Annotated in this window: 23 protein-coding genes and 1 pseudogene; 18 read left to right on the forward strand and 6 right to left on the reverse strand. The window is 48.1% G+C overall.

Annotated elements, in window-relative coordinates:
- Positions 1-10: 10 nt before the first annotated feature.
- Complete coding sequence (locus BKE30_RS01175; protein WP_076876907.1) at positions 11-997, reverse strand: ribonuclease Z; 987 nt, start codon at positions 995-997, stop codon at positions 11-13.
- A gap of 178 nt (positions 998-1,175) precedes the next feature.
- On the opposite strand from BKE30_RS01175, the gene rtcR reads away from it, so the two are divergent.
- Positions 1,176-2,822 (forward strand): RNA repair transcriptional activator RtcR, encoded by a 1,647-nt coding sequence (gene rtcR / locus BKE30_RS01180; RefSeq protein WP_076876831.1) that lies wholly within the window; start codon positions 1,176-1,178, stop codon positions 2,820-2,822.
- On the opposite strand, the gene BKE30_RS01185 is transcribed toward rtcR, so the two are convergent.
- Positions 2,804-4,309 (reverse strand): phosphate--AMP phosphotransferase, encoded by a 1,506-nt coding sequence (locus BKE30_RS01185; RefSeq protein WP_083698386.1) that lies wholly within the window; start codon positions 4,307-4,309, stop codon positions 2,804-2,806. The two genes, rtcR and BKE30_RS01185, sit on opposite strands and share 19 nt — an antisense overlap.
- Before the next feature lie 231 nt (positions 4,310-4,540).
- Between BKE30_RS01185 and BKE30_RS01190 the strand changes: the two genes are divergently transcribed.
- From BKE30_RS01190 to BKE30_RS01260, 15 genes and pseudogenes are all read left to right on the forward strand, one after another.
- Positions 4,541-5,263 (forward strand): FFLEELY motif protein, encoded by a 723-nt coding sequence (locus BKE30_RS01190; RefSeq protein WP_076876833.1) that lies wholly within the window; start codon positions 4,541-4,543, stop codon positions 5,261-5,263.
- A gap of 88 nt (positions 5,264-5,351) precedes the next feature.
- Entirely contained in the window at positions 5,352-6,056 is a 705-nt protein-coding gene (locus tag BKE30_RS01195) for an FFLEELY motif protein (protein WP_076876834.1), read from the forward strand.
- A gap of 224 nt (positions 6,057-6,280) precedes the next feature.
- Positions 6,281-7,240, forward strand: a complete 960-nt coding sequence (ubiE, locus tag BKE30_RS01200; protein ID WP_083698381.1) for a bifunctional demethylmenaquinone methyltransferase/2-methoxy-6-polyprenyl-1,4-benzoquinol methylase UbiE — start codon at positions 6,281-6,283, stop codon at positions 7,238-7,240.
- Positions 7,241-7,637: 397 nt separating this feature from the next.
- Positions 7,638-8,309: pseudogene (locus BKE30_RS01205) on the forward strand (ubiquinone biosynthesis accessory factor UbiJ); the annotation flags it as partial.
- Between the two features lie 158 nt (positions 8,310-8,467).
- Complete coding sequence (locus tag BKE30_RS01210) at positions 8,468-10,087, forward strand: ABC1 kinase family protein (protein ID WP_076876836.1); 1,620 nt, start codon at positions 8,468-8,470, stop codon at positions 10,085-10,087.
- Between the two features lie 93 nt (positions 10,088-10,180).
- Complete coding sequence (locus BKE30_RS01215) at positions 10,181-10,780, forward strand: LysE family translocator (RefSeq protein ID WP_076876909.1); 600 nt, start codon at positions 10,181-10,183, stop codon at positions 10,778-10,780.
- A gap of 76 nt (positions 10,781-10,856) precedes the next feature.
- Positions 10,857-11,642, forward strand: coding sequence for a TraX family protein (locus tag BKE30_RS01220; protein WP_083698382.1), 786 nt, complete (start codon positions 10,857-10,859; stop codon positions 11,640-11,642).
- Positions 11,643-11,755: 113 nt separating this feature from the next.
- On the forward strand, positions 11,756-12,868 hold the full coding sequence (locus BKE30_RS01225; protein WP_076876837.1) for a patatin-like phospholipase family protein: 1,113 nt from the start codon (positions 11,756-11,758) through the stop codon (positions 12,866-12,868).
- Positions 12,869-13,093: 225 nt separating this feature from the next.
- Entirely contained in the window at positions 13,094-14,842 is a 1,749-nt protein-coding gene (locus BKE30_RS01230) for a hypothetical protein (protein WP_076876838.1), read from the forward strand.
- Positions 14,843-14,970: 128 nt separating this feature from the next.
- Positions 14,971-16,086, forward strand: a complete 1,116-nt coding sequence (locus BKE30_RS01235) for a hypothetical protein (protein ID WP_076876911.1) — start codon at positions 14,971-14,973, stop codon at positions 16,084-16,086.
- 225 nt (positions 16,087-16,311) lie between these two features.
- Positions 16,312-17,115, forward strand: coding sequence for a bifunctional phosphoribosyl-AMP cyclohydrolase/phosphoribosyl-ATP diphosphatase HisIE (gene hisIE, locus BKE30_RS01240; protein ID WP_076876839.1), 804 nt, complete (start codon positions 16,312-16,314; stop codon positions 17,113-17,115).
- A 274-nt stretch (positions 17,116-17,389) separates the two neighbouring features.
- The gene (gene tatA, locus BKE30_RS01245) at positions 17,390-17,626 is read left to right on the forward strand and encodes a Sec-independent protein translocase subunit TatA (protein WP_076876840.1); all 237 of its coding nucleotides are present in this window, start codon (positions 17,390-17,392) and stop codon (positions 17,624-17,626) included.
- A gap of 92 nt (positions 17,627-17,718) precedes the next feature.
- Positions 17,719-18,228: a Sec-independent protein translocase protein TatB gene (gene tatB, locus BKE30_RS01250; RefSeq protein WP_076876841.1), complete on the forward strand. Its 510-nt coding sequence runs from the start codon at positions 17,719-17,721 to the stop codon at positions 18,226-18,228.
- Entirely contained in the window at positions 18,225-18,992 is a 768-nt protein-coding gene (tatC, locus tag BKE30_RS01255) for a twin-arginine translocase subunit TatC (RefSeq protein WP_076876842.1), read from the forward strand. The genes tatB and tatC overlap by 4 nt, the downstream gene beginning before the upstream one ends.
- Before the next feature lie 222 nt (positions 18,993-19,214).
- Positions 19,215-21,452, forward strand: coding sequence for a PhoX family protein (locus BKE30_RS01260; protein ID WP_076876843.1), 2,238 nt, complete (start codon positions 19,215-19,217; stop codon positions 21,450-21,452).
- A 202-nt stretch (positions 21,453-21,654) separates the two neighbouring features.
- Here the strand turns inward: BKE30_RS01260 and BKE30_RS01265 are convergent, their stop codons facing one another.
- Entirely contained in the window at positions 21,655-22,131 is a 477-nt protein-coding gene (locus tag BKE30_RS01265; RefSeq protein WP_083698383.1) for a DUF2750 domain-containing protein, read from the reverse strand.
- A 487-nt stretch (positions 22,132-22,618) separates the two neighbouring features.
- Between BKE30_RS01265 and BKE30_RS01270 the strand changes: the two genes are divergently transcribed.
- Positions 22,619-24,154, forward strand: coding sequence for a UvrD-helicase domain-containing protein (locus BKE30_RS01270; RefSeq protein ID WP_076876845.1), 1,536 nt, complete (start codon positions 22,619-22,621; stop codon positions 24,152-24,154).
- A 7-nt stretch (positions 24,155-24,161) separates the two neighbouring features.
- Here the strand turns inward: BKE30_RS01270 and BKE30_RS01275 are convergent, their stop codons facing one another.
- The 3 genes from BKE30_RS01275 to relB are packed head-to-tail and all read right to left on the reverse strand — an operon-like array spanning position 24,162 to position 24,954.
- The gene (locus BKE30_RS01275) at positions 24,162-24,437 is read right to left on the reverse strand and encodes a hypothetical protein (protein WP_076876846.1); all 276 of its coding nucleotides are present in this window, start codon (positions 24,435-24,437) and stop codon (positions 24,162-24,164) included.
- A gap of 30 nt (positions 24,438-24,467) precedes the next feature.
- The gene (locus BKE30_RS01280; protein ID WP_076876847.1) at positions 24,468-24,743 is read right to left on the reverse strand and encodes a type II toxin-antitoxin system RelE family toxin; all 276 of its coding nucleotides are present in this window, start codon (positions 24,741-24,743) and stop codon (positions 24,468-24,470) included.
- The gene (relB, locus tag BKE30_RS01285; RefSeq protein WP_076876848.1) at positions 24,727-24,954 is read right to left on the reverse strand and encodes a type II toxin-antitoxin system RelB family antitoxin; all 228 of its coding nucleotides are present in this window, start codon (positions 24,952-24,954) and stop codon (positions 24,727-24,729) included. The genes BKE30_RS01280 and relB overlap by 17 nt, the downstream gene beginning before the upstream one ends.
- A gap of 173 nt (positions 24,955-25,127) precedes the next feature.
- Here relB and BKE30_RS01290 point away from each other — a divergent pair, with 173 nt between their 5' ends.
- Positions 25,128-26,069: a tRNA dihydrouridine synthase gene (locus BKE30_RS01290; protein WP_076876849.1), complete on the forward strand. Its 942-nt coding sequence runs from the start codon at positions 25,128-25,130 to the stop codon at positions 26,067-26,069.
- Positions 26,070-26,115 lie beyond the last annotated feature (46 nt).

Below are 26,115 nucleotides of genomic sequence, written 5' to 3' on the forward strand. Positions count from 1 at the left end.
GGTTTTAATTTTATCGCTCTTTTTTCTGTCCGGTTAACTCATTAACTTCCTGCAATACACCAGTTTCACTCAGGCGATAGCGCTTAAAATCATCGGCCAGAAATACTGTGCCGCCATAATAGTCTTTCACTTCCTGTAAAATTTCTGCCTGCCCCGCTTCGCCATGATGCCTTGGGCTAAAATGGGTCAGCACTAGATTAGGCAAATCCACTGACTGGGCAAACTCTGCCACCAGCTTGGCCGAGCTGTGCATTGGCCCCGGCCCCACCTTGTCCAGCACTGCCTGCAAGTAAGTAGCCTCGTGTACTAGTACATCGGCATTCTGGCACGCTTGCGCTAACACATTGGGTTGCGCGTTATCGCCAGCAATCACCGCTTTAACCTGCGTGGTATGGTTTTGCACAAAATCGTGGCTATGCAGAATTTGTCCGTTAAATTCTATATCCTGCCCGTACTGCAAGGCTTTCCAGTCACGTCCGGCTGGCAAACCCACTTGTTGCAGCGCAGTCGTGTTGAGCTTGCGGCTACTGTGCTGCACGGTAAACGCATAGGCATAACATTCCACCCGATGCACCAGCGCGTAGGCCTGCACCCAAACGCCATCCATCAATTCAACCGGCTGCTCCAGCACACTGTTGCTGTCACGCAAAATCACCTCATAGGACAAATGCAGGTCGGTGAGTTGCAGGGTTGCACCAAACCAGTCCAGTACGTTTTGCGGTGCAATCAGGGTTAAGGGTTCGGTGCGCTTGCCCATACTGGCACTGGCCAGCAACCCCGGCAGGCCATAGCAATGGTCGCCATGCGCATGGGTAATGCACACCACTGCCATGTCATGCGGTGACAGTCCAGTATGCTGCAAGCGGTGCTGGGTAGCCTCTCCGGCATCAATGAGTAGCCATTTTTTGCTTAAAGACGTTTGTAGCGCAAGGCCGGACACGTTGCGGCTTTTGGTGGGCACCCCCGAAGAGGTTCCCAGAAAGGTCAAGGTAAGCATGTCGGTCATGGCAATACACAATACAAAAAAACTGTATTGATTTTACCGGGTTTATCATTTCTGTGGGTCACGAGTTGTCAGTGCGCTTGTGAACATTGAATAAAAAGCAGGTCGCGCATGTTTATTGGCTGGTTTTATCGCTAGAATTCAGCCAAGACATCAATATTGCTAAACTGGAATGACGCATAAAAAAACCGTGGTAATTGGCTTTGTCGGCTCCACAGTGGATCAGGGCAAAAAGGATGACCGCTGGCAACGCTGGCGGCCAACCATGAGTTTGCTGATGCATGATGATCTGGTAATTGATGATCTGGTGCTGCTGCATGATCACCGCGCCAAGTCACTGGTTAATTTTTTAAAAGAAGACATTGCACAGATTTCACCACAGACACAGGTCGGTGGGGTTAAAATTAACCTGCGTGATCCGTGGGATTTTGCCGATGTTTATGGTGCCCTGTACGACTTTGTCAAAAACTATCCCTTTGATACTGAAAATTATCACTATTTACTGCATATTACGACCGGCACGCATGTGGCTCAGATTTGCTGGTACCTGCTGATTGAAGCGGGTTATCTGCCTGCCAAGCTGATTCAAAGCTCGCCCAATGAGGACAAAACCGCGCAAGGCCAGTACCGCATTATTGATCTGGACTTATCCAAATATGATGCCCTCAACCAGCGCTTTGAAAGTGAGCAAAATGCCAACTGGCAGCAGCTCAAAGCCAATATTGCCACGCATAATGCGGCCTTTAACCAGTTGATTGAACAGGTGGAGTTGGTGGCAACCCGTTCCAGCGCGCCGATTTTGATTATGGGAGCAACCGGCGTTGGTAAGTCGCAATTGGCCAAGCAAATTTACCAATTAAAAAAAGAAAAATTCCATTTTAGTGGCCGCTTTGTGGATGTGAACTGTGCCACGCTGCGTGGTGACAGTGCCATGTCGGCGTTGTTTGGTCATGTCAAAGGGGCATTTACCGGGGCAGCTAGCGCTCGGCAAGGCCTGCTCAAAAGTGCCGATGGCGGTATTTTGTTTCTGGATGAAATTGGCGAACTGGGAGCTGATGAACAGGCCATGTTGCTCAAGGCACTGGAAGATAAAATATTTTTCCCGGTGGGCAGTGATAAGGAAATTCAGGCCGACTTCCAGCTCATTGCCGGCACCAATTGCGATTTGCGTGAAGAAGTAAAAGCCGGACGTTTTCGGGAAGATTTGTGGGCACGCCTCAATACCTGGACATTTTTTTTGCCCGCACTCAAAGACCGTAGTGAGGATATTGCACCCAATGTGCAGTTTGAGCTACAACGCTTTGCCACCCTGCACCAGCGTCAATTGCGTTTTAACCGTGAAGCACTGGATGCATACCTCAAATTTGCAAAGTCGCAAGAAGCCGCTTGGCAAGGCAATTTTCGGGACCTAACCGCCAGTGTGACCCGTATGGCCACGCTGGCCAATGGGTCACGCATTAGCCTGCCGGATGTCATGCAGGAAATTGAGCGGCTCAAGCAACTGTGGAAAATTGAAACAGCAGACCATTCCCTTGAAGAAAATACATTGGGGAAAACCCATAAGTTATCCACAGATACGACATTATTAGAACGGTTTTTAAGCACTGAGCAACTCAGCCAGATTGACCCATTTGATCAAATTCAACTGGTTGGCGTTATTCAGGTGTGCCAGCACAGTAAAACCATGGCAGAAGCCGGACGCCGCTTATTTGCCATATCGCGTGAGCAGCGCAGCACTAACAACGACAGTGACCGGATTAAAAAGTATCTGGCGCGCTTTGGCTTAAGCTGGGAAATGCTTCACCCTTCCGGGCCATGAACTGTAGTAGTCTTTGCTTGAGTCATGGAATCAGGTTGATGATGGCTGATTACTTTTGGCCTACGGGTTGATTTAGCTATTGTTTTCAGCCTGGCTTCCAGTTGGCTGACAAGATGGCGTAACACTGCAATACGTGCAGTTTTTTTATCATTGCTGGCAATAATATGCCATGGCGCTTGCCCGGTATGAGTCCGGCTAAACATATCTGCTGCGGCCTCCAGATACTGTGGCCATTTTTTGCGGTTGCGCCAATCCTCGGCAGTAATTTTATATTGTTTGTGTGGATTAACCTCGCGGGCCTGAAAGCGCTTGAGCTGTTCCTTTTCACTAATGCCAAGCCAGAACTTGATGACCAATATTCCGCTGTCACTAAGTTGTTGTTCAAAGTGGTTGATTTCATCATAAGCCCGCTGCCACTCGGCATCACTGGCAAAATTTTCCACCCGCTCAACCAGCACGCGGCCATACCACGAGCGGTCAAAAATGGTCATGCCGCCCGGTCTGGGCAAACGGGTCCAGAAGCGCCATAAATATGGATGGCGTTTTTCAAAGGAATCTGGCGCAGCAATACTATGAATTTCATATTCGCGCGGGTCCAGTGGCGCCACCACGCGCTTGATTGCGCCGCCCTTGCCGGCCGCATCCATGCCTTCAAACACAATTAACACCGATGAGTGCAACATATACTGGCGTAACAGTTGCGCGGCCTGTTGCTGAAGCTGTGCCAGCTCCACGTTATATTGCTGCTTTTCCAGCTTTTGTTGTGCCGGTTTTAACAACATGGCTGGAATACTGGCCTGTTGCCAGTGATTTGCAGTCTGCGGCACTGGTAACGCGGTGTTTAATGCATCCAGCACCAGATGGCCAAACTCCAGATCACGCTGCTGGCTGTTTTCACCATTGATGATAAACCAGTCGTCGGTAAACTGTTTGCGCAAGCGCTGAATCTTGCGGTACTGCTGCTGGTCGCGCCAGTTCAGTCCATGCAGTTGTTGCCACTGCTGGGTACTGGAATCCAGCGTGTTCAGACGCTGCTGCAAGCAGTTCCATGAAATATCAAACCAGCATTTAATCACGATCACGCCATTGGCTGCCAAATCCTGCTCAAACTCACGCATTTGCCGTACGGTTTGCTGAAACTGGCGGGTATTAAAACGGCTTTCATGCAGACCGCTATAGAGCAGGTCGCCATACCAGTTACCAAACAGCACGGCAATTTGCCCACAGGCCGGAATGGCATCGACGTCGTTCTGCCAGAATGGCTGGTTGCTGGCCAGTGGTTTGGACAGGCTGGCTTTTACCTTTAAATAGCGCGGGTCCATCCACTCGCGCAACTGCATCACCGCCTCACCCTTGCCAGCCAGTTCAATGCCACCCACCAGAATCAGCAGGCTTTTGCCGGGTTGGGGCTGATTAGTGGTCTGGCTATTGGCGCGCAACTCAAGCTGGGCTTTTAATAATGCCAGATTTAAGAATTCCGGTTGCATATGGGTTAGCGCGGGTACAGTGGGTTTTGCCTTAGCCAATGGCTGTTCGGGAGTGGATAATTTTTGGGCTGTGGCTTTTGGAGCGGCAGCCTCTTGAGTTAAAGCCTGTTGCGTTACCTGCGATGTTGACTGCGTGGCCACTGGTTTTTTTGGCATGGCTTTATCCTTTTTTTACATTAAATGATTAAAAGTTAAGTATGCTGGCATTATGTCTTTTTATTGACTTGATTTATGTCAGCTATTGTCACTTTATCCCGGCAGTTTGAGCAATTTAAGCAGCTGGCGTTTCATGATCATCCGGCGCTGGCGCAGCAGTTGGCTGCTGTTCAGCACTGGCAAACAAACCGCATGCTGCAAGCCCATAGCTTGCTGTTTAACCAGCCGCGTCATCAATTAATGGCCAGCTTTTTAACAACACGCCTGTATAACTTAAATGACTTGATGATGCTGGGCAGCCAGCTTGATAAAGCCTTACAGGAAAAAATCAAGCTGGATCGTTTTTTGCCCTCTGCCGTTCTCGATGCAGCGATTTCTGCGTTCCGGCTGGCTTACTTAACCCTGAAACTGGATGAGCAGGTTGCCAAATACCTGCTGGATCAAGGCGTTACCACCATTAAGGATGAACATATCCAGCAGGCCATGCTGGCGCTGCAACAATACAATGCACGCTTAAGGCAACTGGTCTTGTTGCGGCAGCTTAGTCAGGCCTTGCAGCATTATGGCCGCAGCTTTTTAACGCAAAGTGCATTCCGGCTGGCACGGCGAACCGCTTACCGGCGTGAATTTAATTTTTTATATGACTATCTGGCCGAGGCATTTATGGCCATTCGCAGTACCGATAGCAGCAATGGTTTTTTTGAACTGTTTATTGCGGGTGAAAAACAGGTGCTGGTTGAGATTTACAACGGTATCCCGGTCCCTTTTGGCCAGAACTGCCAACCCGAACGCGTTTAATGCAAAATTTTGGCACATCGGGATTATTCCGTACGGATTAAAATCGGTTATGCTTTGCCACCATGTTATTTTTTTTTCATGATTTTTTATGTCTAAGTTTGATGCACTGCAACAGCAACTCGAAGTTTTTCATGCGCTGGATTTTCATCAGGATCCCCAGCTTGCCAAGCGTTTAAATGATGTGCAAACCTGGCAAAAAGAACGGATGCGAAAAACCCACCATGATTTTTTTGCAGTGCCAGAACATCATTTAATGACCCAGTATTTTTTAAACCGGCTGTATGGTGGCCCGGATTTTGATGTGCTGGCCGCCCAGATTGCCCGGCTCATTAATAATGCCGGGATGGTGGAAAAGATTATTCCCGACTCGGCCATTCGCACCGGATTTTCCGGGGTAGAACTTGCGGTACTGGCCATACGGCTGGATCAGGCCCTTGCCGTTGAGCTGCTGAACACCTATGCGCCTACCATGCCACTTAATGACGACATTATGCGCCGCGCCTATCTCAAGCTGGATCAGCGTGAACCGCGCTTGCGCCAAATGGCACTGCTGGATGAGCTGGGCATTAGTCTGGATAAATATGTGCGCTCACGCATGGTCAAGGCAGCCTTTAAAATGGCCAAGGGTCTGGCTTACAAGTATAAGGTTGGCCCGATGTACGACTTTGTGGAAGAAGGCTTTGAAGCCATGAAACCGCTTAATTCGGCACAGGTTTTTGTTAATACCTTTACGGCCAAAGAGCGCGAGATCATTGAAAAAGTCCATTCGGGTGATTTGTATCCATTTGCCTGATAGCCTAAAACAAGTGGACAAAGCTATAAAATACCAATGTAAAACGCGCTTTGCCTAAAATCTGGCCGCGCGCGGTTAAGTGATGAAATTTGTTCACTTTAGTCATTAAATTAATGTAGTTTTTTGCAGTTTAGGCCAGCAACCCTGTTTAAAATCTGGCATGATCGGCAGCATTGTTTATTATTGTTTTACCGCATTTACCAGCTTATCAGGGAGTTTGACCCATGTCCGACAGCAACAATAGCAACGATAATAAAAACAGCAGTCCTGCATCGCAAAACACTCCGGTTCAGCATGCACAAGTGCTAAACCAGCATGCGTCAAACCTACAAGACAGTACCCATGCTGCCAGTGCCAACTCTCCTTTTTTAAGCCAGCCCTTACCGCAGGGCACGCCGCAAGGTCAGCAACAAAGCCTGCCAAAAGGTGCCGATCACAGCAACCTGGGCTCAACCACGCATTTCGGCTATAAGACAGTAGACGTGGAAGAAAAACAGCAAAAAGTGGCTGAAGTCTTTCATTCGGTCGCGGCCAAATATGACCTGATGAATGACCTGATGTCATTTGGCATTCATCGCTTGTGGAAACGTTTTGCCATCAACCTGTCTGGTGTACGCCGTGGCCAGCAAGTACTGGATATTGCGGGTGGCACAGGCGATCTGGCGCTGGCCTTTAGCCGCGAAGTTGGACCGCAAGGCCATGTCGTCCTGTCGGATATTAATGAATCCATGCTGAATGTTGGCCGTGACCGCCTGATTGACAAGGGTTGCACCAATGTTGACTTTGTACTGGCCAATGCTGAAACGCTGGAGCCTTTTAGCGACGAAAGCTTTGATCTGGTTACCATCAGTTTTGGCCTGCGTAACGTCACCGACAAAGACGCCGCTTTGCGCTCTATGTACCGCGTGCTCAAGCCGGGTGGCCGCCTGCTAATCCTTGAGTTTTCCAAGCCGGTGTTTGAGCCACTGTCGCGCCTGTATGACCTGTATTCCTTTACCGCACTGCCGGTGATGGGCAAACTGGTGGCCAATGATTCTGAAAGCTATCGCTATCTGGCTGAATCCATCCGCATGCATCCCGACCAGCGCACCTTAAAGCAAATGATGGAAACTGCCGGTTTCCAGAGCTGTGACTATCACAACATGACGGGTGGTATTGTGGCGCTGCATCGCGGCTTTAAATAATGAGTTTAAATAAGCAACTAGTTTAAAATAGTGGTTTAATTTTAACGCTACGGATATTTATCCGATATAGATTTATAAGGAAGTCAGTTGCATTATTTAAGATAGGACGAGATTGGCAAAATGATATTTTAGCTTTTAATAAAATATTATTTTAAGAATGGTAGATATCCAGTTTGCAACTGACCCATGGTTTTGTTCTTGCGCGGAAAAGCCGCTCATGTGGAAACAAAAGTGACTACAACCTGAGCAAGTATAAAATAAGACTTTATACACCGTGCAAGGCGAAGCAGGTTTCTCCTTACTTTAAACCATACATAGCAAGATACTCTGTGATTATTTTTCTTTTCAACCTTCTGCTATGCCGCTATCTAAGCAGATATTCTTTAAGGAAATCATAATGTTTGCTGTACTTGCACTGGGCACTGTAGAAACCCTGTTTAACCAGTGGATTGACCTTGATGCAGCCACCCGCCAGCAACTGAATGGATTGGCAGGCAAACTGTTGCGCGTGGTGATTGATTCGCCGCAACTGTCGGTGGATGTCTGGTTTGACCAGGACAAGGTACGCCTAAACCCCACTGCACTAGGCATGGCTGAACGTAAAACCAGTATTTTTGAGCAGCGGCCTTATGATCCGGTTAATGATCCCGCGCAAGCCCCGGAGCAGGCCACTACCACATTGCATGTAGCCAATCTGGTTGAGCTGGGCAAGCTGATGAGTGCCAAGGCAGGTGCTACCGGCAATATCCCATTGCAAGGTAACATGAGTTTACTCCAGCAGTTGCAACGCATTCTGGCACAGGCACAGCCTGATCTGGCCAGCCGCTTAAGCCCATGGATTGGTGCCATTCCAGCCAGCCAATTGGGCAATGCCATCAACCAGACCCGTGAGGTGGTTAGTCGCATGGCGTCCAGTGTAGCCAGCCATGGTAGCGAGGCGATTACTGAAGACAGCCAGCTATTTGTGGCACGCTGGCAAATGGACCAGTTTAAGAACAACGTCCGCAACCTGCGTCAGGATATTGAACGCGCACAGGCCAGGCTTCAGCAGCTACAACACAAAGTTGAGCATGCACTAAATATGCAAGCCATGCCGGAACAAAAACAAGTTGAACCGCATCAGCCTGAACAGGCCAATACTCTATCTGCCGCATCGCTATCCTTACAGCAGCAAACCCGGCAACAGCAAGAACAGCAGCAACAGTAAAAACTTTAGGACGATAGCCAATGATTCCGCATTTTTCCCGACTGCTTGAACTCTGGCGACTGGCCGCCCATCACCGGCTGGATACCCTGATTCCGGAAGAGGATCTTCCTGCCAAAGCGCGTCCACTAGTCCAGTTCATCAAGTTGCATCCGGCAGCATGGACCAGTCGTGCCAGCAAGGACCCACTGCGCCTTAAGCATGCACTGGAAGAAATGGGACCCTTGTTTGTTAAATTAGGCCAGTTGCTGTCTACCCGCCGTGATTTAATTCCGCCTGAACTGCTGGCCCAGCTGGTGCAGCTTCAGGATCGTGTGTCGCCATTTGCCACTGATATTGCCCGACAGCAGGTCGAAAAATCACTAAACGCCAGAATTGAAACCTTGTTTGCCCGTTTTGATGATGCCCCGCTGGCCGCAGCGTCGATTGCTCAGGTGCACACCGCTGCCCTGCATGACGGGCGTGAAGTGATTGTCAAAATTGTACGGCCAGTTATTCGTCCGCAAATTATCAAGGATTTTGAAATCCTTAACTGGCTGGGACACTGGCTGGAAGCCCGCGTTGAAGCAGCGCGCGCCGTACATCTGGTACAGGTGATTAGCGATTACCGCCAAGTAATTCTCAACGAGCTGGACTTGAGTCTGGAAGCCGCCAATACCATGCAGATGCGCCATAATTTTATGGGTTCCAGCATGATGTACGTACCGGAAGTCTATACCGCTACCAAGGATGTGATGGTGGCCGAGCGCATTAGCGGTGTGCCGGTATCGGATCTTGAAACCTTTGAACGGCTGGGCATGGATCGCGCCATGCTGGGTGAAAAAGGCCTGACCATTTTCTTTACTCAGGTTTTTCGGGACAACTTTTTCCATGCCGATATGCATCCGGGCAATGTGTTTGTTGAAACCCTAAACCCGCAAAATCCGCGTTTTATTGCCCTTGATTGTGCCATTGTGGGCGAGTTGTCCAAAAGCGACCAGATGACCGTGGCACGCTTGCTGCTGGCCGTCATGAACAATAACTTTGAGCAGCTCATTCAGATTGTACATCAGGCTGGCTGGATTCCGGCGGGTACTGACCAGAATACGCTGGCGCGTGAAATGCGTCGCACCGTTGGCCCCATGATTTCAAAACCCATGGATCAGCTGGATTTTGCCGGAATCCTGATTCAGGTGATGGATATTGCCCGCCGCCATCATCTGGACATCCCGCCCCAACTGATGCTACTGCTGAAAACGCTAGTGCATGTTGAAGGCCTGGGCCGTGACTTGTATCCGCAACTGGATATCTGGAAGCTGGCCAAACCGATTTTAACCGAATGGGTCAAGCAAAACGTTAATCCCATGACCAGCCTTAAGGAACTGGGCCAGCAAATTCCCGACATGCTGATGGGCGCCACTGACTTGCCTGCCTTGCTGATTGATAGCCTGCATAACCTGCGCCAGCAAGGCGCGTGGCAGGATCGCCAATGGCGCGAGCTACAGCAAATGCGGCTGGACATGCAGCAAACCCGCCGCCGCGACTGGATAGCTGCCAGTGGATTTTTGGCATTGCTGGTGACTGCCACCCAACTGCCATGGCCAGTGGCGGTTATTTTTCTGGTGCTGGCCGGATTTGTGGTGCTCTGGCGCCTAATTGCCTAATGGCGTATTGGTCTATTGTCATTACTAAGTAATAAGCCTGATGTGCCGATTAGACACACTGGCTAACAGGGTAAATTGAGTGCAGTGATGGTAATGTTGACGCTCCAAACCTTAACGGGCCTATCACTGTTTGCGCTGGTTAGCTCCATTACACCCGGCCCGAATAATATTATGCTGCTGAGTTCCGGGGTTAATTTTGGCTTTAGGCGAACGATCCCGCACATGCTGGGCATTTGTGTCGGTTTTTTTGTGCTATGTATGGCAACTGGTCTGGGGATTGGGGCGTTTTTACAGCAATTTCCTGCATTACATCTGGCCTTAAAAGTCATTTCTGCACTGTATTTGATTTATCTAGCGATTCAGATAGCCCGTAGCCGCAGTATGAATCGCAATGAATTGGCCACCAGCCACCCCCTGACATTCCTGCAAGCTGCGTTATTTCAATGGGTTAATCCCAAGGCATGGATGATGGCGCTATCAGCCATGATTCTCTATAGCAGCACCCTGCATCCGGTTGCCAGCATGTGGTGGATTTCCATGGTATTTGCCCTCATTAACCTGCCCTGCATTGCCTGCTGGGCCTTGTTTGGCGTATTACTAAAGCAGGTTCTTAATCGGCCAGCCTACTTAAAATGGTTTAATATCAGCATGGGCTTTTTACTGGTTGCCAGTATTTACCCTATTCTGAAATAAACACAAACTATGCCGGATCTGTGGCAGTTCTGGATTCAAGCCATCATTGTGCTACTGCAATCATCACGCTTTTCCAGTGCAAAAACTTAAACTTACCGGTAGCCGCTTTCAAAAAATCATGCAACAACGCGCTAAAGCACAGGATCTATTGAAATGGATTGCCATGCTCACCATGGTAATTGACCATTTGCGCTTTGTTTTTCCTGATAGCCCTGCCTTAATTATCATTGGCCGCTTTGCATTTCCGCTATTTTGTTTAGCCATTGCCGCCAATGTCCAGCGCCTGCCGTCTAATGCTGCTATAAACCATCAGTTTCCCTATCTGGTTCGTTTAGGGATTTTTGCGCTGATTTCCGAATTACCCTATCGCCTGCTACGTCCCGACGCAGATACTTTAAATATCATGCCGACCCTACTGCTGGGCTTATTGATTTGTTTTGCTTTGCATTATCAATCACGCATTGGTTTGTTACTCGCCGTCACTTTCTCAGGGCTGGCCCTGCTGCTGCACCCATGGCTGATGTATGGTGCTTTGGGCGTTCTGTTGCCAGCAGCCTGTCTGGCTGGTTTACGATACGGCCATGGTTTTATCTTGCTGGCCATGCTGCTTAGCGCCTTGTGTAATACTTCATTTGATACCTTAAGCACTGGGTTTAATGCGCCAAACACTACCTTTAACTTGCACCAGTGCCTGTTACTGTTTACTGCATTGATGGCACCTGCTCTCGGTATTTTTTTATTACGCCAGCCTATCAGGTTTGCAGTGTATCCGGTCACTGGCTGGGGCTACTGGTTCTATCCAGCTCACCTGCTTATTATTTATCTTATAAAAATTTTTAAATATCAATTGATTAAATTATAAAAATTAAAAAATAAACACCTCTATCCACCTAAACAAAATCTATAAACTGGTCATTCTGATAACATGGTTGTACATATCCAACCGTTTTTGCACAATACAGTTGTGTTCATTTGATGTGCGAGACTGTTTTGGCGTATATCCACCATAAAACTCCGGTTCTCACCATTCGTGCCGGAACAGAGGCCATGGCACATATTCGCCAGAATGGCTTACAGCCGCAGGATATTGACATTATTCCGGGTGCAGCCGGAGGTCCCAAAGGCATTGGACTATGCGGACTGGATCAAGCCATTTTTGCAGATTTCCTGCCGCGTGCGCCTGTTCATGGGGATGGCAAGCGAACGTGTTTTGGTGCTTCCATTGGTAGCTGGCGTTTTGCCGCTATTGCTGCGCACGGAGGCATAGAAGGACCAAAACGATTGGCTGAGCTGTACACTGACATGCAGTTTTCCAAAAAAGACAAAATACCGGATGTCACCAAGCGCTGCCATGACATGCTGCAACAGCTTATTGAGGACAAGATGGATAACCTGATTACTCATCCATGGATGCAACTGGTGATTGTGGTGGTCAAAAGCCGGCATATTTTTGCCAGTGACCATGTCGTTCCGCTGGGTTTGGCGCTGGCAGGCGTATTTGGCAGCAACATGTTATCCCGGCGGGCTAATCGCCTGTTTATGCAACGCGGGTTTGCCTATGCCCATCCACAGCACAATCCGCTTCCCCTCAATGATACGCAGGAATTTTTTACCCACCATCTCCCCCTCACTATGGACAATGCCATGCATTTGCTAATGGCCTCGGCAGCCATTCCGGCAGTGATGAGCGCGGTTAAGGATATTCCGCTGGCACCCAAAGGCAGTTATCGTGATGGCGGTTTGCTGGACTATCATCTGGATCTGGCTTACAGGCCCAAAGGACTAGTGCTTTATCCGCATTTTACCGACCGGATTATACCCGGCTGGTTTGATAAAGGATTAAGCTGGCGTAAAGCCAATGCACAGAACCATCAACGTACCGTATTGATTTCGCCATCCCCGCAGTATCTGGCGTCCCTGCCCTTGGGCCGTTTGCCGGACCGCAGCGACTTTGCCCGTTTTGCCGGTAACGATAGCGCGCGCAAAAAATGCTGGCAACAGTCCGTGGCAGAAAGCCAGCGTCTGGGCGATGAGTTTCTGGAGCTGGTAGAAAAACAGCAGATTATTGAGAAAATGATTGTATTTTGATCAAAAACCGTGAAACAGTTTTAAGTTTATTTAACAAATTTTACAAGAAATATTGAACTAAAAAAGGAGGTTTGTCCTTTTTCCATTGCCCGTACAGCCGTTTTTTGATATAAGAAAATCATTTTAAGCCTACAACAACAGTTATTTGGCCGGAAAAACCATTACTGATGGTTCGATTGTCCGGGTTAATAGCTCTCCATTTTTTGCCAAAGGAAGAATAAGCAAATGAAAACCCTCTTTAAAACCACCGCACTCGCTCTGGCTACCAGCTCTCTGTTATTGGCAGGTTGTGGCGGCGGCAGTAGTGATAATGACTCCAATACTCCTCAAGTGGCCCCAAAAGGTAAGGTTATTGACTTTTACTTATCTGGCGCTACCGTACGATTTGATGGCTGTAATGGCCAAACCACTGTAACAGACACCCAAGGTGGCTTTAACTTCCCGGCAAACTGTTTTGAAAGTACTGTCACCGTAACTGGTGGTACTGATATTGGTACAAGCCTGCCGTTTAATGGCGTACTAAGAGCATTGGCAATTCCAAATAATAGAGCTACCTTGGTTGTAGTTTCTCCAATCACTACTATCATTAGCTATACCGATGCCGGTATCGCAAACACTGCAAAATTCGCTCAGCAGCTTGGAATTACCAACCAGAATTTCCTGTTGATTGATCCAATGACCAATAGTGAAGTTCTACAAACGACGGTAGTAACCCAGCAGTTACTCAATCAGATTCAATCACTCCTGATTGAACTCAGTGACCAATCTGGTACAACTTTAACACCAGAACAAGCCTCCCAAGCGGCAACAAAAGCATTATCTAGCCAGATGGTTGCACGTGTGAACAGCAACAGCACAACCTCTGGCCTGACTGAAACTGCATTTATTCAGTCCGTCATTGAAAACTCTGTACGAAATGCAAGTGCCAATTTAAGTGCCGAATTGCAAGCCAATATTGATGCCGTTGCCAAGAATACTGCCGCTATCGCCGCAGCAACTATTCAGCAAAAAGTAGAAGCTGTTAATGATGCAATGGAAGGCTTTACAGTAAAAGGCAGTCCTGCTGAAACGTTAGCTGCGCTGCAAGCCGGTGGTCAAACTGCAACCATTAGAACCGCTTCTTTATCACAAGCGGCCCCTGAAGCACTTGATGCTGTATTTAGTTTAATTACCAATACAAATCCTGCTACCCAAGCTGCCCTACAAGCTTTAGGTGTAGCAATTGGTAGTGGTACAGGGATTGCTGATGCAGCTAATGCCTTGAATCAAACCTTGCCAGCCAATCAGCAGCTACCTGCCGATGTGATTGATGACCTTGAGAATATTGAAACTTACAATGACTTTATTCAACTGGTAAACGCCGGGTTTAATGGTAATGCCCAGACCTACAGCGTACAACAATTGGCTAACTCTAGTGCCAATAATGCTCCTTTAGCTGTAACAGGTGGCTTTAATTCAGTTCAATTAAACATGAATAAAATGGGTAACCCGTTTAAAACTGGTTTCTCAGAAGCTAAAGTAGGCTTGAGCTACACCATTAACAACGCCAACACGTTAAATATTGTGGTAGATAAAGTTAATCTGGGCTTTGACAATGCCGGCAAACTTACTTCTGCCTCAATTCCTCAAGGCACCAATTATTCTTTCACCACTGCTGGTACACAAACGACCAGTGTACAGTCCGCTAATTTAGCAGTAGATAACCTGACTGTTACCAATGGTACGCTAAGCCTGCCTGTGGATGTGTTCCTGAATAAAGCATCTAACAAGAGCAGTGCTTTTAAAGCAGCCATGGCGAGCTACACACCAAAATCAGGTGACAAAGTATCTATCAAGGTCAGTATGGGTGCAACTGCCAATACCACCGTTCGTGTAGGTTCTGGTAATGGTACTCCGGCCACCAGCATTACTGTTAATGCGGGTCAGGCTAGCTTGCTGGGTCAGGGTGTTAATGCACAACTTGCGATTCAGTAAGTTATTGCAAATTAGCCCGATGTAATACCAATAAAGTTGCCTTCGGGCAGCTTTATTGCATTATGGCTTTACATTTTTTCAAAGTACTTATTTTTGTATTTCACCTTCTTGTCGATGAAGGATTTTTTATGTTTCCCAAACGTCATTATTTTTCCAGTATAGCGCTCGGTTGTGCTTGCGCTGTTTCAGGTACTGGTTTTGCAGCACCCAATGATGTGTTCCTGCAACCCCTGCCAGCCAATACTGCCTCGCCACTAGCCGTAGAAGCCAGTTTTGATCTTGTGAATGACACGGTTGATATTTTTAATATCCGTGAAAGTGAAGGCGCAACCAGCGACAATGCTGGAGATTATGACGGCGGCCATCTCATACTCAGTTATGCCTTTAATCCGCAGTGGATTGGCGAGGTAGCGTACTGGAACCGTAATATTGAATACGGACAGGATAGTAACCAGATTGATAGCTGGCTGGCTGCTGTTCAATACAAGCCACTACTGACCCTTAAGCCGGGTGATGAAGCGGCCATTCGGCTATCTTTATGGGGTAATCAGGCTGACGAACTCAGCAAAACGTCCACCACCATTGTTAACAACCAGCGCTTGAGTAATCTTAAAGTCAATGACTTGAACGATATCCAGGCTCAAGTGGATTTACTGTTTGCACGCCGTCTGGATCGCCAGAATAAATTAAATGGTTTTGTCAGCCTTGGTTATAGCAAAGTAGAGGTAGATAGCTTAAATGCCACTTTGAATGTTGGTGGTAACTGTAATTTTAATATTCAGGTGGATTCCAGCAATCAGCTCAATGGCCAACTGGTTGCGCCCTGTAGAGACGGCAATACCCAAATCAATGAAGCCATTATTAGCTATCCCGCTTCAGACTACGGGCTGGATATGGATAAAGACCTAAGCTATGACGCTGGCTTTTTTAGTATTGGCGGTTCGTGGAACTGGAGCTACAAGAAATTCAATAGCCAGTTGGGTTATCAGTTTCAGTACCTGATGCGTCAGGATATTGATGACCGGGTAAGCAATTATGGCAACTCAGCCATTAAGAGCAACCATACGCTGGGACTGGATTTATCCTATAAGCTAAACAATTACACCAGTGTGTTTGTGGCCAGTCAGGTGTTTAAAAACAACTTCATTGGCACTATTCCATTTTTGTATAACTCAGTCACTGCATCACGGTTAGACCGTAAATATGGTTACGCCTCATTTGGTGTGCGTTTTGCCAATTTTTAATCAATTGCTGTAACTGTAGTTTGATGTGGTGTTCAAACTGGCGGCTGAAGCGTTTTTCAGAAGCCAGTTTTTCTTTTTATGGGTATGGTTTTTTTGTAGGCATTGAAGTGCACTCTACCGACAACCCTTATGCCGACAACACTAGTGCACTGACCCGTACAAGCGGTGCAAATTACATTATAATCTCCACTTAACCTTTTCTGATTTCACCCAACGAGTATCCTCATGAGTAACTGGCTAGATGATGTAAAATTTGACCAAAACGGCTTGATTCCGGCAATTGCTCAAGATCATCACACTGGCCGGATTCTCATGGTGGCATGGATGAACCGTGAGGCACTCCAGCTAACCGCCAAAAAAAACCGTGGCGTTTATTTTTCGCGCTCGCGCAACAGGCTATGGCATAAAGGTGAAGAATCCGGGCACTATCAGGAAGTGCATGAAATCCGGCTGGACTGTGATAGTGACGTAATTGTGCTGCAAATTACCCAGCACGGTGGCATTGCCTGCCATACCGGACGTGAATCCTGCTTTTACCAGGTACTCACCCCACAGGGTTGGCAAGTAGTGGATGCGGTACAAAAAGACCCGCATGCCATTTATGGTGGGGACCGCAAAACATCACATGATCTACAGCACAGTCAGGCAGTAGAGGCCGAACAGCAACTTACCAACATGGAAAGCCATGATGTACTGGCCCATCTGGCGGGTATCATGCAGCAGCGCAAACAGGCCAGCGGTGACAAATCCTATGTGGCCAGCCTTTATCAAAAAGGTCTGAACAAGGTGCTGGAAAAAGTCGGTGAAGAAAGCATAGAAACCATTTTGGCGGCCAAGGATTGTGCAACTCACCTGAATGCGCAGGAATATCAGGATAAGCTGATTTATGAAACCGCTGACTTATGGTTTCACAGTATTGTCATGCTGGGTTATTTTGATCTGGCACCGCAACTGGTGCTGGATGAACTGGCACGCCGCATGGGGCTGTCGGGACTGGATGAAAAAGCAGCGCGTGGTGCTTCGTCATAACAGTTCAGCATAAAAGTGTTTTAATGGTGTGCCTGCCCTAGCAATTCTCAGGGCAAGCCCGCCACAAGGTATTAGTCCTGTTTTTTGGCCATCAGAAAAATAAAATTACGGCTGGGTAAGCCGCAATACACTGCCAATACAAAATTTTTAATAAAAAGAAGGTGCTTAAAGAACTTTAGCGCCAAGCGTCATCAATAAATATTCACAATGTTGTCATCAAATCATGCTAATTTTGTCATGAGTCAATGAACGATAATATTTCAAGGAGCTGGCCATGGCTGGTTTATCAATCTGGCATATTGTGCTGTTTGCCATCGTAGTGATTTTACTGTTTGGTACTTCTAAACTCAAAAATCTGGGTAAGGACCTGGGCGGGGCGGTCAAAGACTTCAAGGATTCTGTTAAGGATGAAGAAGCCCGAAAAGCAGAAGCGGCACGTTTGCATGATGAACGTGTGGTTAATGGCAAAGCCACTGTAGCTGAGCCAGTTGCCTCACAGGACAAAACCTGAAGCGGGATTGGTTGCATTGCTGTGCTATATCCCGTTTGATGTGCCAGAAATGAAGTTGAATAAAGTTGCCCGCCTCAGGTTGAATCTGACTTATGCTAAATATTGGTTTTAGCGAATTATTGCTGTTTGGCATTATTGCGCTGGTTATTCTGGGACCAGAAAAGTTGCCAACGGCGGTACGTACTGCCGGGCGCTGGTATGCACGCTTGCGTCATCTGGTTAGCAACCTGCAACAGGATATTGAAAAAGAACTACAACTGGCAGAACTGCGCGAGCACATGCAGCAGGAACTGGCCCGTATTAAAACCATTGAAGCACAAATGCAGGCACAGCTTGACCAGATGTCTGATGAACTGGCTGAGCTGAATCAGTCGCCTACTGCACCATCTGTCCTTGCGTCTGCCAGTATTTATTTACCCATTACGCTGCCATTGACGCAAGCAATGGGTGCGCCTTACACCATTGGTCATTTGCTCAGGCTGGCGCTGGTGCAACAGTATCAGTTAGCGCCTGATGCTCAACACCATGCTGGTGCTCAGCCTCATAACGGGTCTCAACAACCTCAACTTTCTGCTGTAATTCCAACTGAGGCGGCCTTATGAATTTACTCAGCACCCCACCTGAACAGGCTGAGCAAGAGCAGTTATCGCAAATGCCGCTGACCTCGCACTTAATGGAGCTGCGCACCCGGCTGATCCGCATTTTAAGTGTTGTGCTGGTGCTGTTTTTTATCATGCTGCCCTTTGCCAATCAGTTGTATGAAGGTCTGTCACGGCCATTACGCGCCCAGCTTCCTGCCAATGCCACCATGATTGCCACCGATGTGACCGCAACTTTTATGGCGCCCTTTAAGCTCAATTTCTTTATTGCGCTAATGATTGCCATGCCGTATATCCTGCACCAGATCTGGCAGTTTGTAGCCCCCGGCCTGTACAGCCGGGAAAAGCGTATTGCCATGCCGCTGCTGTTTTCCAGTATTGTGCTGTTTTATGTGGGCATTGCTTTTGCTTACTTTATTACGCTGCCTGCAGTGCTGACTTTTTTTATTCATGCCGCGCCTGAAACAGTAGCCCCCATGACTGACATCAACAGTTATCTGGGTTTTTGCCTCAAGCTGTTTCTGGTGTTTGGCCTGACCTTTGAAGTGCCGGTTGCCACACTATTGTTGATTCTGGCTGGTATTGTGTCGGTAGAAACCATGGTGGCCAAGCGGCGTTATATTATTGTGGGCTGTTTCTTTGTGTCCATGTTCATTACCCCACCGGATGCCCTAAGTATGGCCATGCTCGCCATTCCCATGTGGCTGCTGTTTGAAGTAGGCTTGTTCTTTGGCCGCTTTCTGGAAAAACAGCGCGCGAATTCTTAAATTCAATGACTGAAATTTTAACCTTTTAAATATATTGCTAAACAGGGGCTGCTTAACCTGAATGCTTTTACTGAAAATGATGGTTTAAGTGATTGTTTTTAGTGGCTTGGTTAATGATTTAAACTGTCATTAATTGGTCAACTCCCTGTCAAGTTTCTGTCATCAATAGCCTGCAATATGCAGGCATTCCTTTTTTTGACATGTGATTTGCCAGGACTGACAATGACTCAGCTAAGCCCCTATACCGAAGAACGCGAAATTGACTGCAACACCTCGGACAATCCTCATTTTGACAGTATTTTAAACAGCCGGTTACTGAACAATCAACTGAGCCGTCGTCAGGTACTTAAAACCAGCAGTGGTGCGGCTGCAATCTTTATGGCAGCCTCCCTGGTGGGCTGTGGCAGCGATGACAATGATAACGACAACAATAACGGCAATACCACTCCACCGGTTACACCAGACACCCCTGCGCGCCCGGAAGCTTTAAGCTTTAAAGCGGTTGATAAAAACAGGAATGACCTGGTGACTGTACCTGAAGGCTATGAAGCTACTGTACTTTATGCCATGGGTGACCCTTTAAGTTCCAGCATTGCCGCATGGCAGGACAGCAGCCGTGAAAGTGGCGCGTCTTATAGCATGCGCTCCGGTGACTGCCATGATGGCATGCATTTCTTTGGGGTTGGCAGTAATAACAAATGGCAGGCCGAACAGTCTGCCCGCGGCCTGCTGGTGTTAAACCACGAATACATCAACCCGAATTACCTGCATCCCACTGGGGCAACCATTGTTGCTGGCAAGCGCACGGTTGAAGATGAGGTGATTAAGGAATTCAACGCCCACGGTGTATCGGTGGTTGAAGTCAAAAAAGACGAGAAAACCAGCAAGGTGAGCATGGTTAAAGATTCTGTATTTAACCGCCGCATTACTGCCAGCACCGAAATGGAAATTAGCGGCCCGCTCAGAGGCAGCGATCTGGTCAAAACCAGGTTTTCCAGCAATGGCAACAAAACCCGCGGCACACATAACAACTGTGGTAACGGTAATACACCATGGGGCACTTATTTAGCCTGTGAAGAAAACTATATTGGTTACTTTGCCCGTAATGCTGCTGATGATCTTCAGCGTACTCCCAAGGAAATTATAGCCCTCAACCGCTATGGCCTAAAACAGGGCTCTGGTTCACGCTATCTGTGGGAAACCGTAAGCGGCAGTAGCCAGCAGGATTTGTTTGACCGCTGGAATGCCTCGGTAACTGCTAACAGCGCCGAGCAGGATTATCGCAATGGCCCAAATACCTTTGGCTGGATTGTGGAAATTGACCCGTTTTCTACCAGTGCGCCACGCAAGCGCACGGCTATGGGCCGCTTTGCCCACGAAGACTGCCGGGTTAGCCCAGCCGTTGAAGGACAGCCCCTGACCTTCTATATGGGTGATGACTCCAGAGGCGAATACATCTACAAGTTCGTATCCAAGGCACTGTGGCGCAATGCAGACATTAACGGTGGCTATGCGGCAGGTGACAAATACCTGAACGAAGGCACGTTGTATGTGGCCAGGTTCAGCGAAGATGGCAAGGGCCAGTGGATTGAGCTGAGCTATGGCAAAAATGGCCTGACCAGTAACAACAGCACCTATGCCTTTAGCAATCAGGCGGATGTACTGGCCCATGCACGGCTGGCCGGTGACAGCGTGGGTGCCACCAAGATGGATCGCCCGGAATGGTGTGCGGTTAATCCTACCAACGGTGAAGTCTATATTACCCTGACCAACAACAGCGACCGCGGTAAAAAATATCCGGTTGATGCCATGAACCCGCGTCAATACGAAGACGACAAGGAAGGTAAAACTTCAATCGGCAACAATAACGGTCATATTATCCGCTTTAAGGAAGCCAACAACCGCCATGATGGCACTACCTTTAGCTGGGATATTTACCTGTTTGGCGCGCAGGCGGATGCGGCCACCAGTGTTAACCTGTCTGGCCTGACCGATACCAATGACTTCTCCAGCCCGGATGGCATGTGGTTTGATAACCGTGGCGTGCTGTGGATTCAAACCGATGATGGCCAGTACACTGATGTGACCAACTGCATGATGCTGGCTGCCCTGCCGGGTGAGGTGGGTGACGGTGGTGTGGCGACGGCACAAGCCTTGAGCAATGCCTCTGGCCAGCAAATGACCATTAAAGGCAAAAATGTGACTGACAGCAGTCTAAAGCGTTTTCTGGTTGGCCCCAAGGAATGTGAAATTACTGGCATTGCCATGACCCCGGACTGCAAGGCGATTTTCCTGAATGTCCAGCATCCGGGTGAAGAAAGCAAACCGGACTACAATAACCCGGCCAGTTTTGGCAGTCATTGGCCAGCCACGCAAACCAATGCTGCCAATACCACCAGCCGTCCACGCTCTGCCACAGTGGTGGTAACCCGTAAGGATGGCGGCGTGATTGTTGGTTAATGTCTGCGGTTAATGCTGTTAACTAAGCGTTAGGCTTTGTAAAACCCTCCCACTGCCGGAGGGTTTTATGTTTTGGAATTTATGTTTATATTCAGGATTGATTAGACTTCCTTTATAACTCATCCCTGTGCCTTCGACCATTTCGACAAGTCCCCGGCGTGAGCGTGTTGAACCCTGTCGAAACCAGAACTTTGAAAGAACTTTATTGAATGGACGGGCTGGACAGGGTAGGCAAATCCGGTTCAGCCTGATGTATGTGGGCTTGTTCAGGCCACTGGTCTTTTTCTGCCTGAAAGCAGGCATACACATAACTTTTGATATCGGCCAGCAAACGCTCGGGTTCTACCAGCACACTGTTCCAGTCCGGCGTTAAAAAAACCGAAGCCATGCACTGTTTTTCAATTAACAGTGGAATCAACTGTTCCACAAAGGTTTTCAGGCTCATGGCCTGTACCTGATGCTTGGCCCAGTTACGGTTGTTGCAGAGCCGCGCATATTTGGCATCCGGCCACAGTGGCAAGGCCATGTTACCACCAACCGTACCGGACATGGCCCAGCCTTCGTGATACAGGCCCCAGACTTCACGCTTGGCAACAATTTTCTGGATAAAATATTTGTAGCGGGCTTTGGCATCCAGTTCCAGCATATTCGGCTGGGGTACCTGCACTAAATTTTCCATAGTTATCTCTCGACAATAAATATTTTTATTCAACTGGCTGGGCTTTATCTAAAGTTCAGCACCTTACCGTTTAAAGCCATAAATACACAATCAGCAATGCTTGGTGGCCCTGCCAACAGTAAAGCACCAACAGGCAAAGCTGATTTACACGTACCGCTTAAAAGTAGGCCCTGAAAAGTAAAACAACCCTGCCCCGGAAAGTCAAGAAAAGCCCGCACTATGCGCTTGGCTTAAGTATTTTATAACCAATCAGGAACGGCTGTTTTTTTGCCATGACAGCCAATTTCAGGTAGCATAAGACGCATCCATTTCTCTTTATTATTGGCAGCCGCCATCATACGCCACTGGTGTACAGGCGCATTGCAGCCGCTGTGTTTATTTTTCTGTTTGCCTGCTTAGGCCTGCTGATGCCTATTCGCTTAGCCTTACTGGTTTAGTTCTGTTGGTTTAGTTTTATTCATTTTGTCTTGTTGAATTAAGGAATACTGTGACCCAATCACAACACCCCGCCGGTCAGGAAGTGCTTGCCACGCTCGAACAAAGTACCGCTATTGACCATGCACGGCTGGGGGAATCCTTCAAGATCATGGCTTATGCCGGGACGGGTAAAACCACCACGCTCAAAATGATTAGCGATGCCATGCCACAGCGTCGCGGGCTATATCTGGCCTTTAACAAGGGTATTGCCGATCAGGCACGCCAAAAATTTCACCGGGGCGTGGACTGCCGTACTTTTCACTCGCTGGCTTTTCGGCATGTGGATCGCGGCATTACCGACAAGCTGCGCCTGCCGCGTTTAAGCCCCAGCATTCTGGCGCGCGAATACCAGCTTCAGCCCATCACCATTCGCCGCCTGCTCAGCGGCAGCTATGAAAATTTTACCTTAACGGCCAGCCGGCAAGCCAACCTGATCAGCAATGCGGTTAGCCAGTTTTGCTCCACCAATGCCCAATATCCGGCACCTCGCCATGTCATGATGCCCGAATGGATGCACGAGGACGACGCCACTGCCCTGCAACAGCACCTGTATCCATTTGTGGAACGGCGCTGGCTGGAATCCATTGACCCGCGCCACAATGCTGGCATTGGCCACGATATTTATTTAAAAAAATGGGCGCTGTCCAGTCCGGTGATTCATAGCGATTATATTTTGTTTGATGAAGCACAGGATGCCGACCCATTGATGCTGGGCATTTTGCTGAAACAAAATTCGCAGGTAATTTATGTGGGTGATGCGCACCAGCAGATTTATGCATGGCGCGGTGCAGTCAATGCCATGCAGCAATTGCCACTGCCCTCGTCACGGTTGACGCAATCATTTCGTTTTGGTGAATCCATTGCTGAAGTGGCCAATGTGTTTTTACGCAAACTGGGCGAAGACGTGCCGTTGCATGGCCGTGATGACTTAAAATCCATCGTGGACACCCAGCCATTTCCCAAAAAACGTAATGCGATTTTGTGCCGCAGCAATGCCCGCGCCATGGAGTTGTTATTGTCCGGTCTGGTACAGGGCAACAAGGTGGCATTACAAGCCGACCATGAACGCATTGCGCGTTTTGTCGATGCGGCCAGCGCGCTCAAGCAGGGCCGCAAGGTATTTGATGTGCCGGAACTGTCATGGTTTAGCTCGTGGCATGAAGTGCATGAATACTGCGAAACCAATGATGGCAGTGACATTAAGCCACTGGTACGGCTGGTGGATGAACACGGCACCGAACCGTTAAAGCGGGCACTGGCCAAAATCAGCCCGATTAGCGAAGCCGATTATGTGATTTCCACTGCGCACAAGGCCAAGGGTCTGGAATGGCATCATGTGCAAATTGAAGATGACTATAATTTTAAAATTCACAAGGATGAGGCACAGGTGAGCGTGGAAGAATTGCGCCTGCTGTATGTGGCCTGCACCCGTGCGCAAAAGAGCCTGAATGTGCATTATTTAATGCCGCTGTTAAATGCGCTGCGCAAAGAGCAAATCAAGGAAGATAAGAACAAGCCAAGTGACAAGAAGATTGTGGCGTTTTGAAAAGTGTTTAGGTTAGATAGTTTTTCAGTATAGTAGGATAGCCGGGCTCAATTTGTTGCCCATTAAATTCAATCAGCCATTTAGGTATTCCTTGATTTGGATAAATTTGTAGAGTCTGCTTGCTATAATTAATAGTGATTGGCAAAGCATGGGGTATATCTTCAATAAAAAGATCAAAAGAAAGCCCTGCACTCACATGAATTTCTTCACAAAGTAATTCCAAGAAAACGATCATATCCTCATCACTATCATTCGCAAAAATACCAACACTAATAAAACTCAAAATGTTCTTTCCTAATTATTCATTTTATTGTTACTGCCCAGAATAAACATCCTTGCGATGTCCAACCTCTACCACCAGAACAATTAATTTTTGATCCTGTATATCACAAATAATCCGGTAGTCTCCTACTCGGTAGCGCCAATAAATTCCCAGTGATTTTCCCTGTAATGCTTTGCCAGAAATCCGTGGGTCTTGCTGTGCCGCAATTCGGGTTTTCATAAACTCGACAATTCGTTTTGCAACCGTGCGGTCAATCTTTTTAAGCTGCTTAAGCGATGCTTCAGTAAATTCAATCTGCCAAACCAAGTTCGCGCTCCACCTCATCCAGACTATAAATGCGCTCTTGGCTTTGACGTACGCGCTGCATAGTATTTTCAGCCAGATAATAGTCTTCTAAATCCTCTAGACCGCGCTCTACCAATTCACGTAGATAAAATGCCTTGGTACGTCCCGTTGCTGTCGTCAAATGATTCAGGCGTTGCTCGGTTACTGGATCAAGCCGAATTGAAGTAGCCATCGTAAAACTCCCCTTGAAGGCATCGTTTTTGAATACATGTATTCAATTATACGTTATCATATTTACCAAAGCGACAATTACATTTGTGCTTATTTCCCTCGCCAACACCCCAAAAATCCGCTATAAAGCGCCTGACTTTTATCCTACTTCCTTCTCTAAATCCGAGCATATTTATGAAACTGGTTCTAGCGCCAATGGAAGGCTTAACTGATCCGTTGATGCGGGACTTACTCACGTCAGTGGGTCATTACGACTGGTGCGTGACCGAATTTATTCGTGTGACTGACAGCCTGTTGCCGGAACATGTGTTTTATACCTTTTGCCCAGAGCTACAAAACGGCGGCAAAACCAACAGTGGCACGCCGGTGCATGTGCAGTTTCTGGGTAATGATGCCAACCGGCTGGCGCAAAATGCCGCACGGGCAGCGGAACTGGGCGCGCCCGCCATTGACCTGAATTTTGGTTGCCCCGCCAAAACCGTAAATAGGCATCGCGGTGGCGCGGTGCTGCTGGATGAACCCGACGTGATTTATGCGCTGGTGAAAGCCGTGCGTGATGCCGTCCCTGCGCATATTCCAGTATCGGCCAAAATGCGGCTGGGCTATCTGGATGAAAACCACACGCTAGACAATGCGCTGGCGATAGAAGCGGCTGGTGCAAGCTGGCTGACCGTGCATGCGCGCACCAAGTCTGATGGCTATAAGCCACCTGCCTATTGGGAAAAATTGCCTGCCATTCAACAGGCTATTGGCATTCCGGTCATTGCCAATGGTGAAATCTGGACACTGGAACAGGCACAGCGCTGTCTGGAAATTTCCGGCTGCAAGGATTTAATGCTGGGGCGTGGTGCGGTGACCCGGCCTGATCTGGTTAACCGGGTGCGCCACAACAATGACAGTCAGCAGTTGAGTTGGCCTGAACTGGTTCAGTTGCAACTGGATTTTCTGGATGGTGCCACGAAGACCGAGCAAGGACTGGTGGGACGCTACAAACAATGGCTGGGCATGCTGACGCAGGGCTATAGTGAAGCCGAGTTACTGTGGAATGACATTAAAAAAATCAGGGATATGGATATTCTGCGTGCTGCGTTGCAACAGCACTGTCTAAAGCAGTAACGCATAGAAAAATAGTTGTATTTCCGTTATTGTTGTCCAGCCACTG

The sequence above is a fragment of the Alkanindiges hydrocarboniclasticus genome, from assembly GCF_001982605.1.
Classification (GTDB): Bacteria; Pseudomonadota; Gammaproteobacteria; order Pseudomonadales; family Moraxellaceae; genus Alkanindiges; species Alkanindiges hydrocarboniclasticus.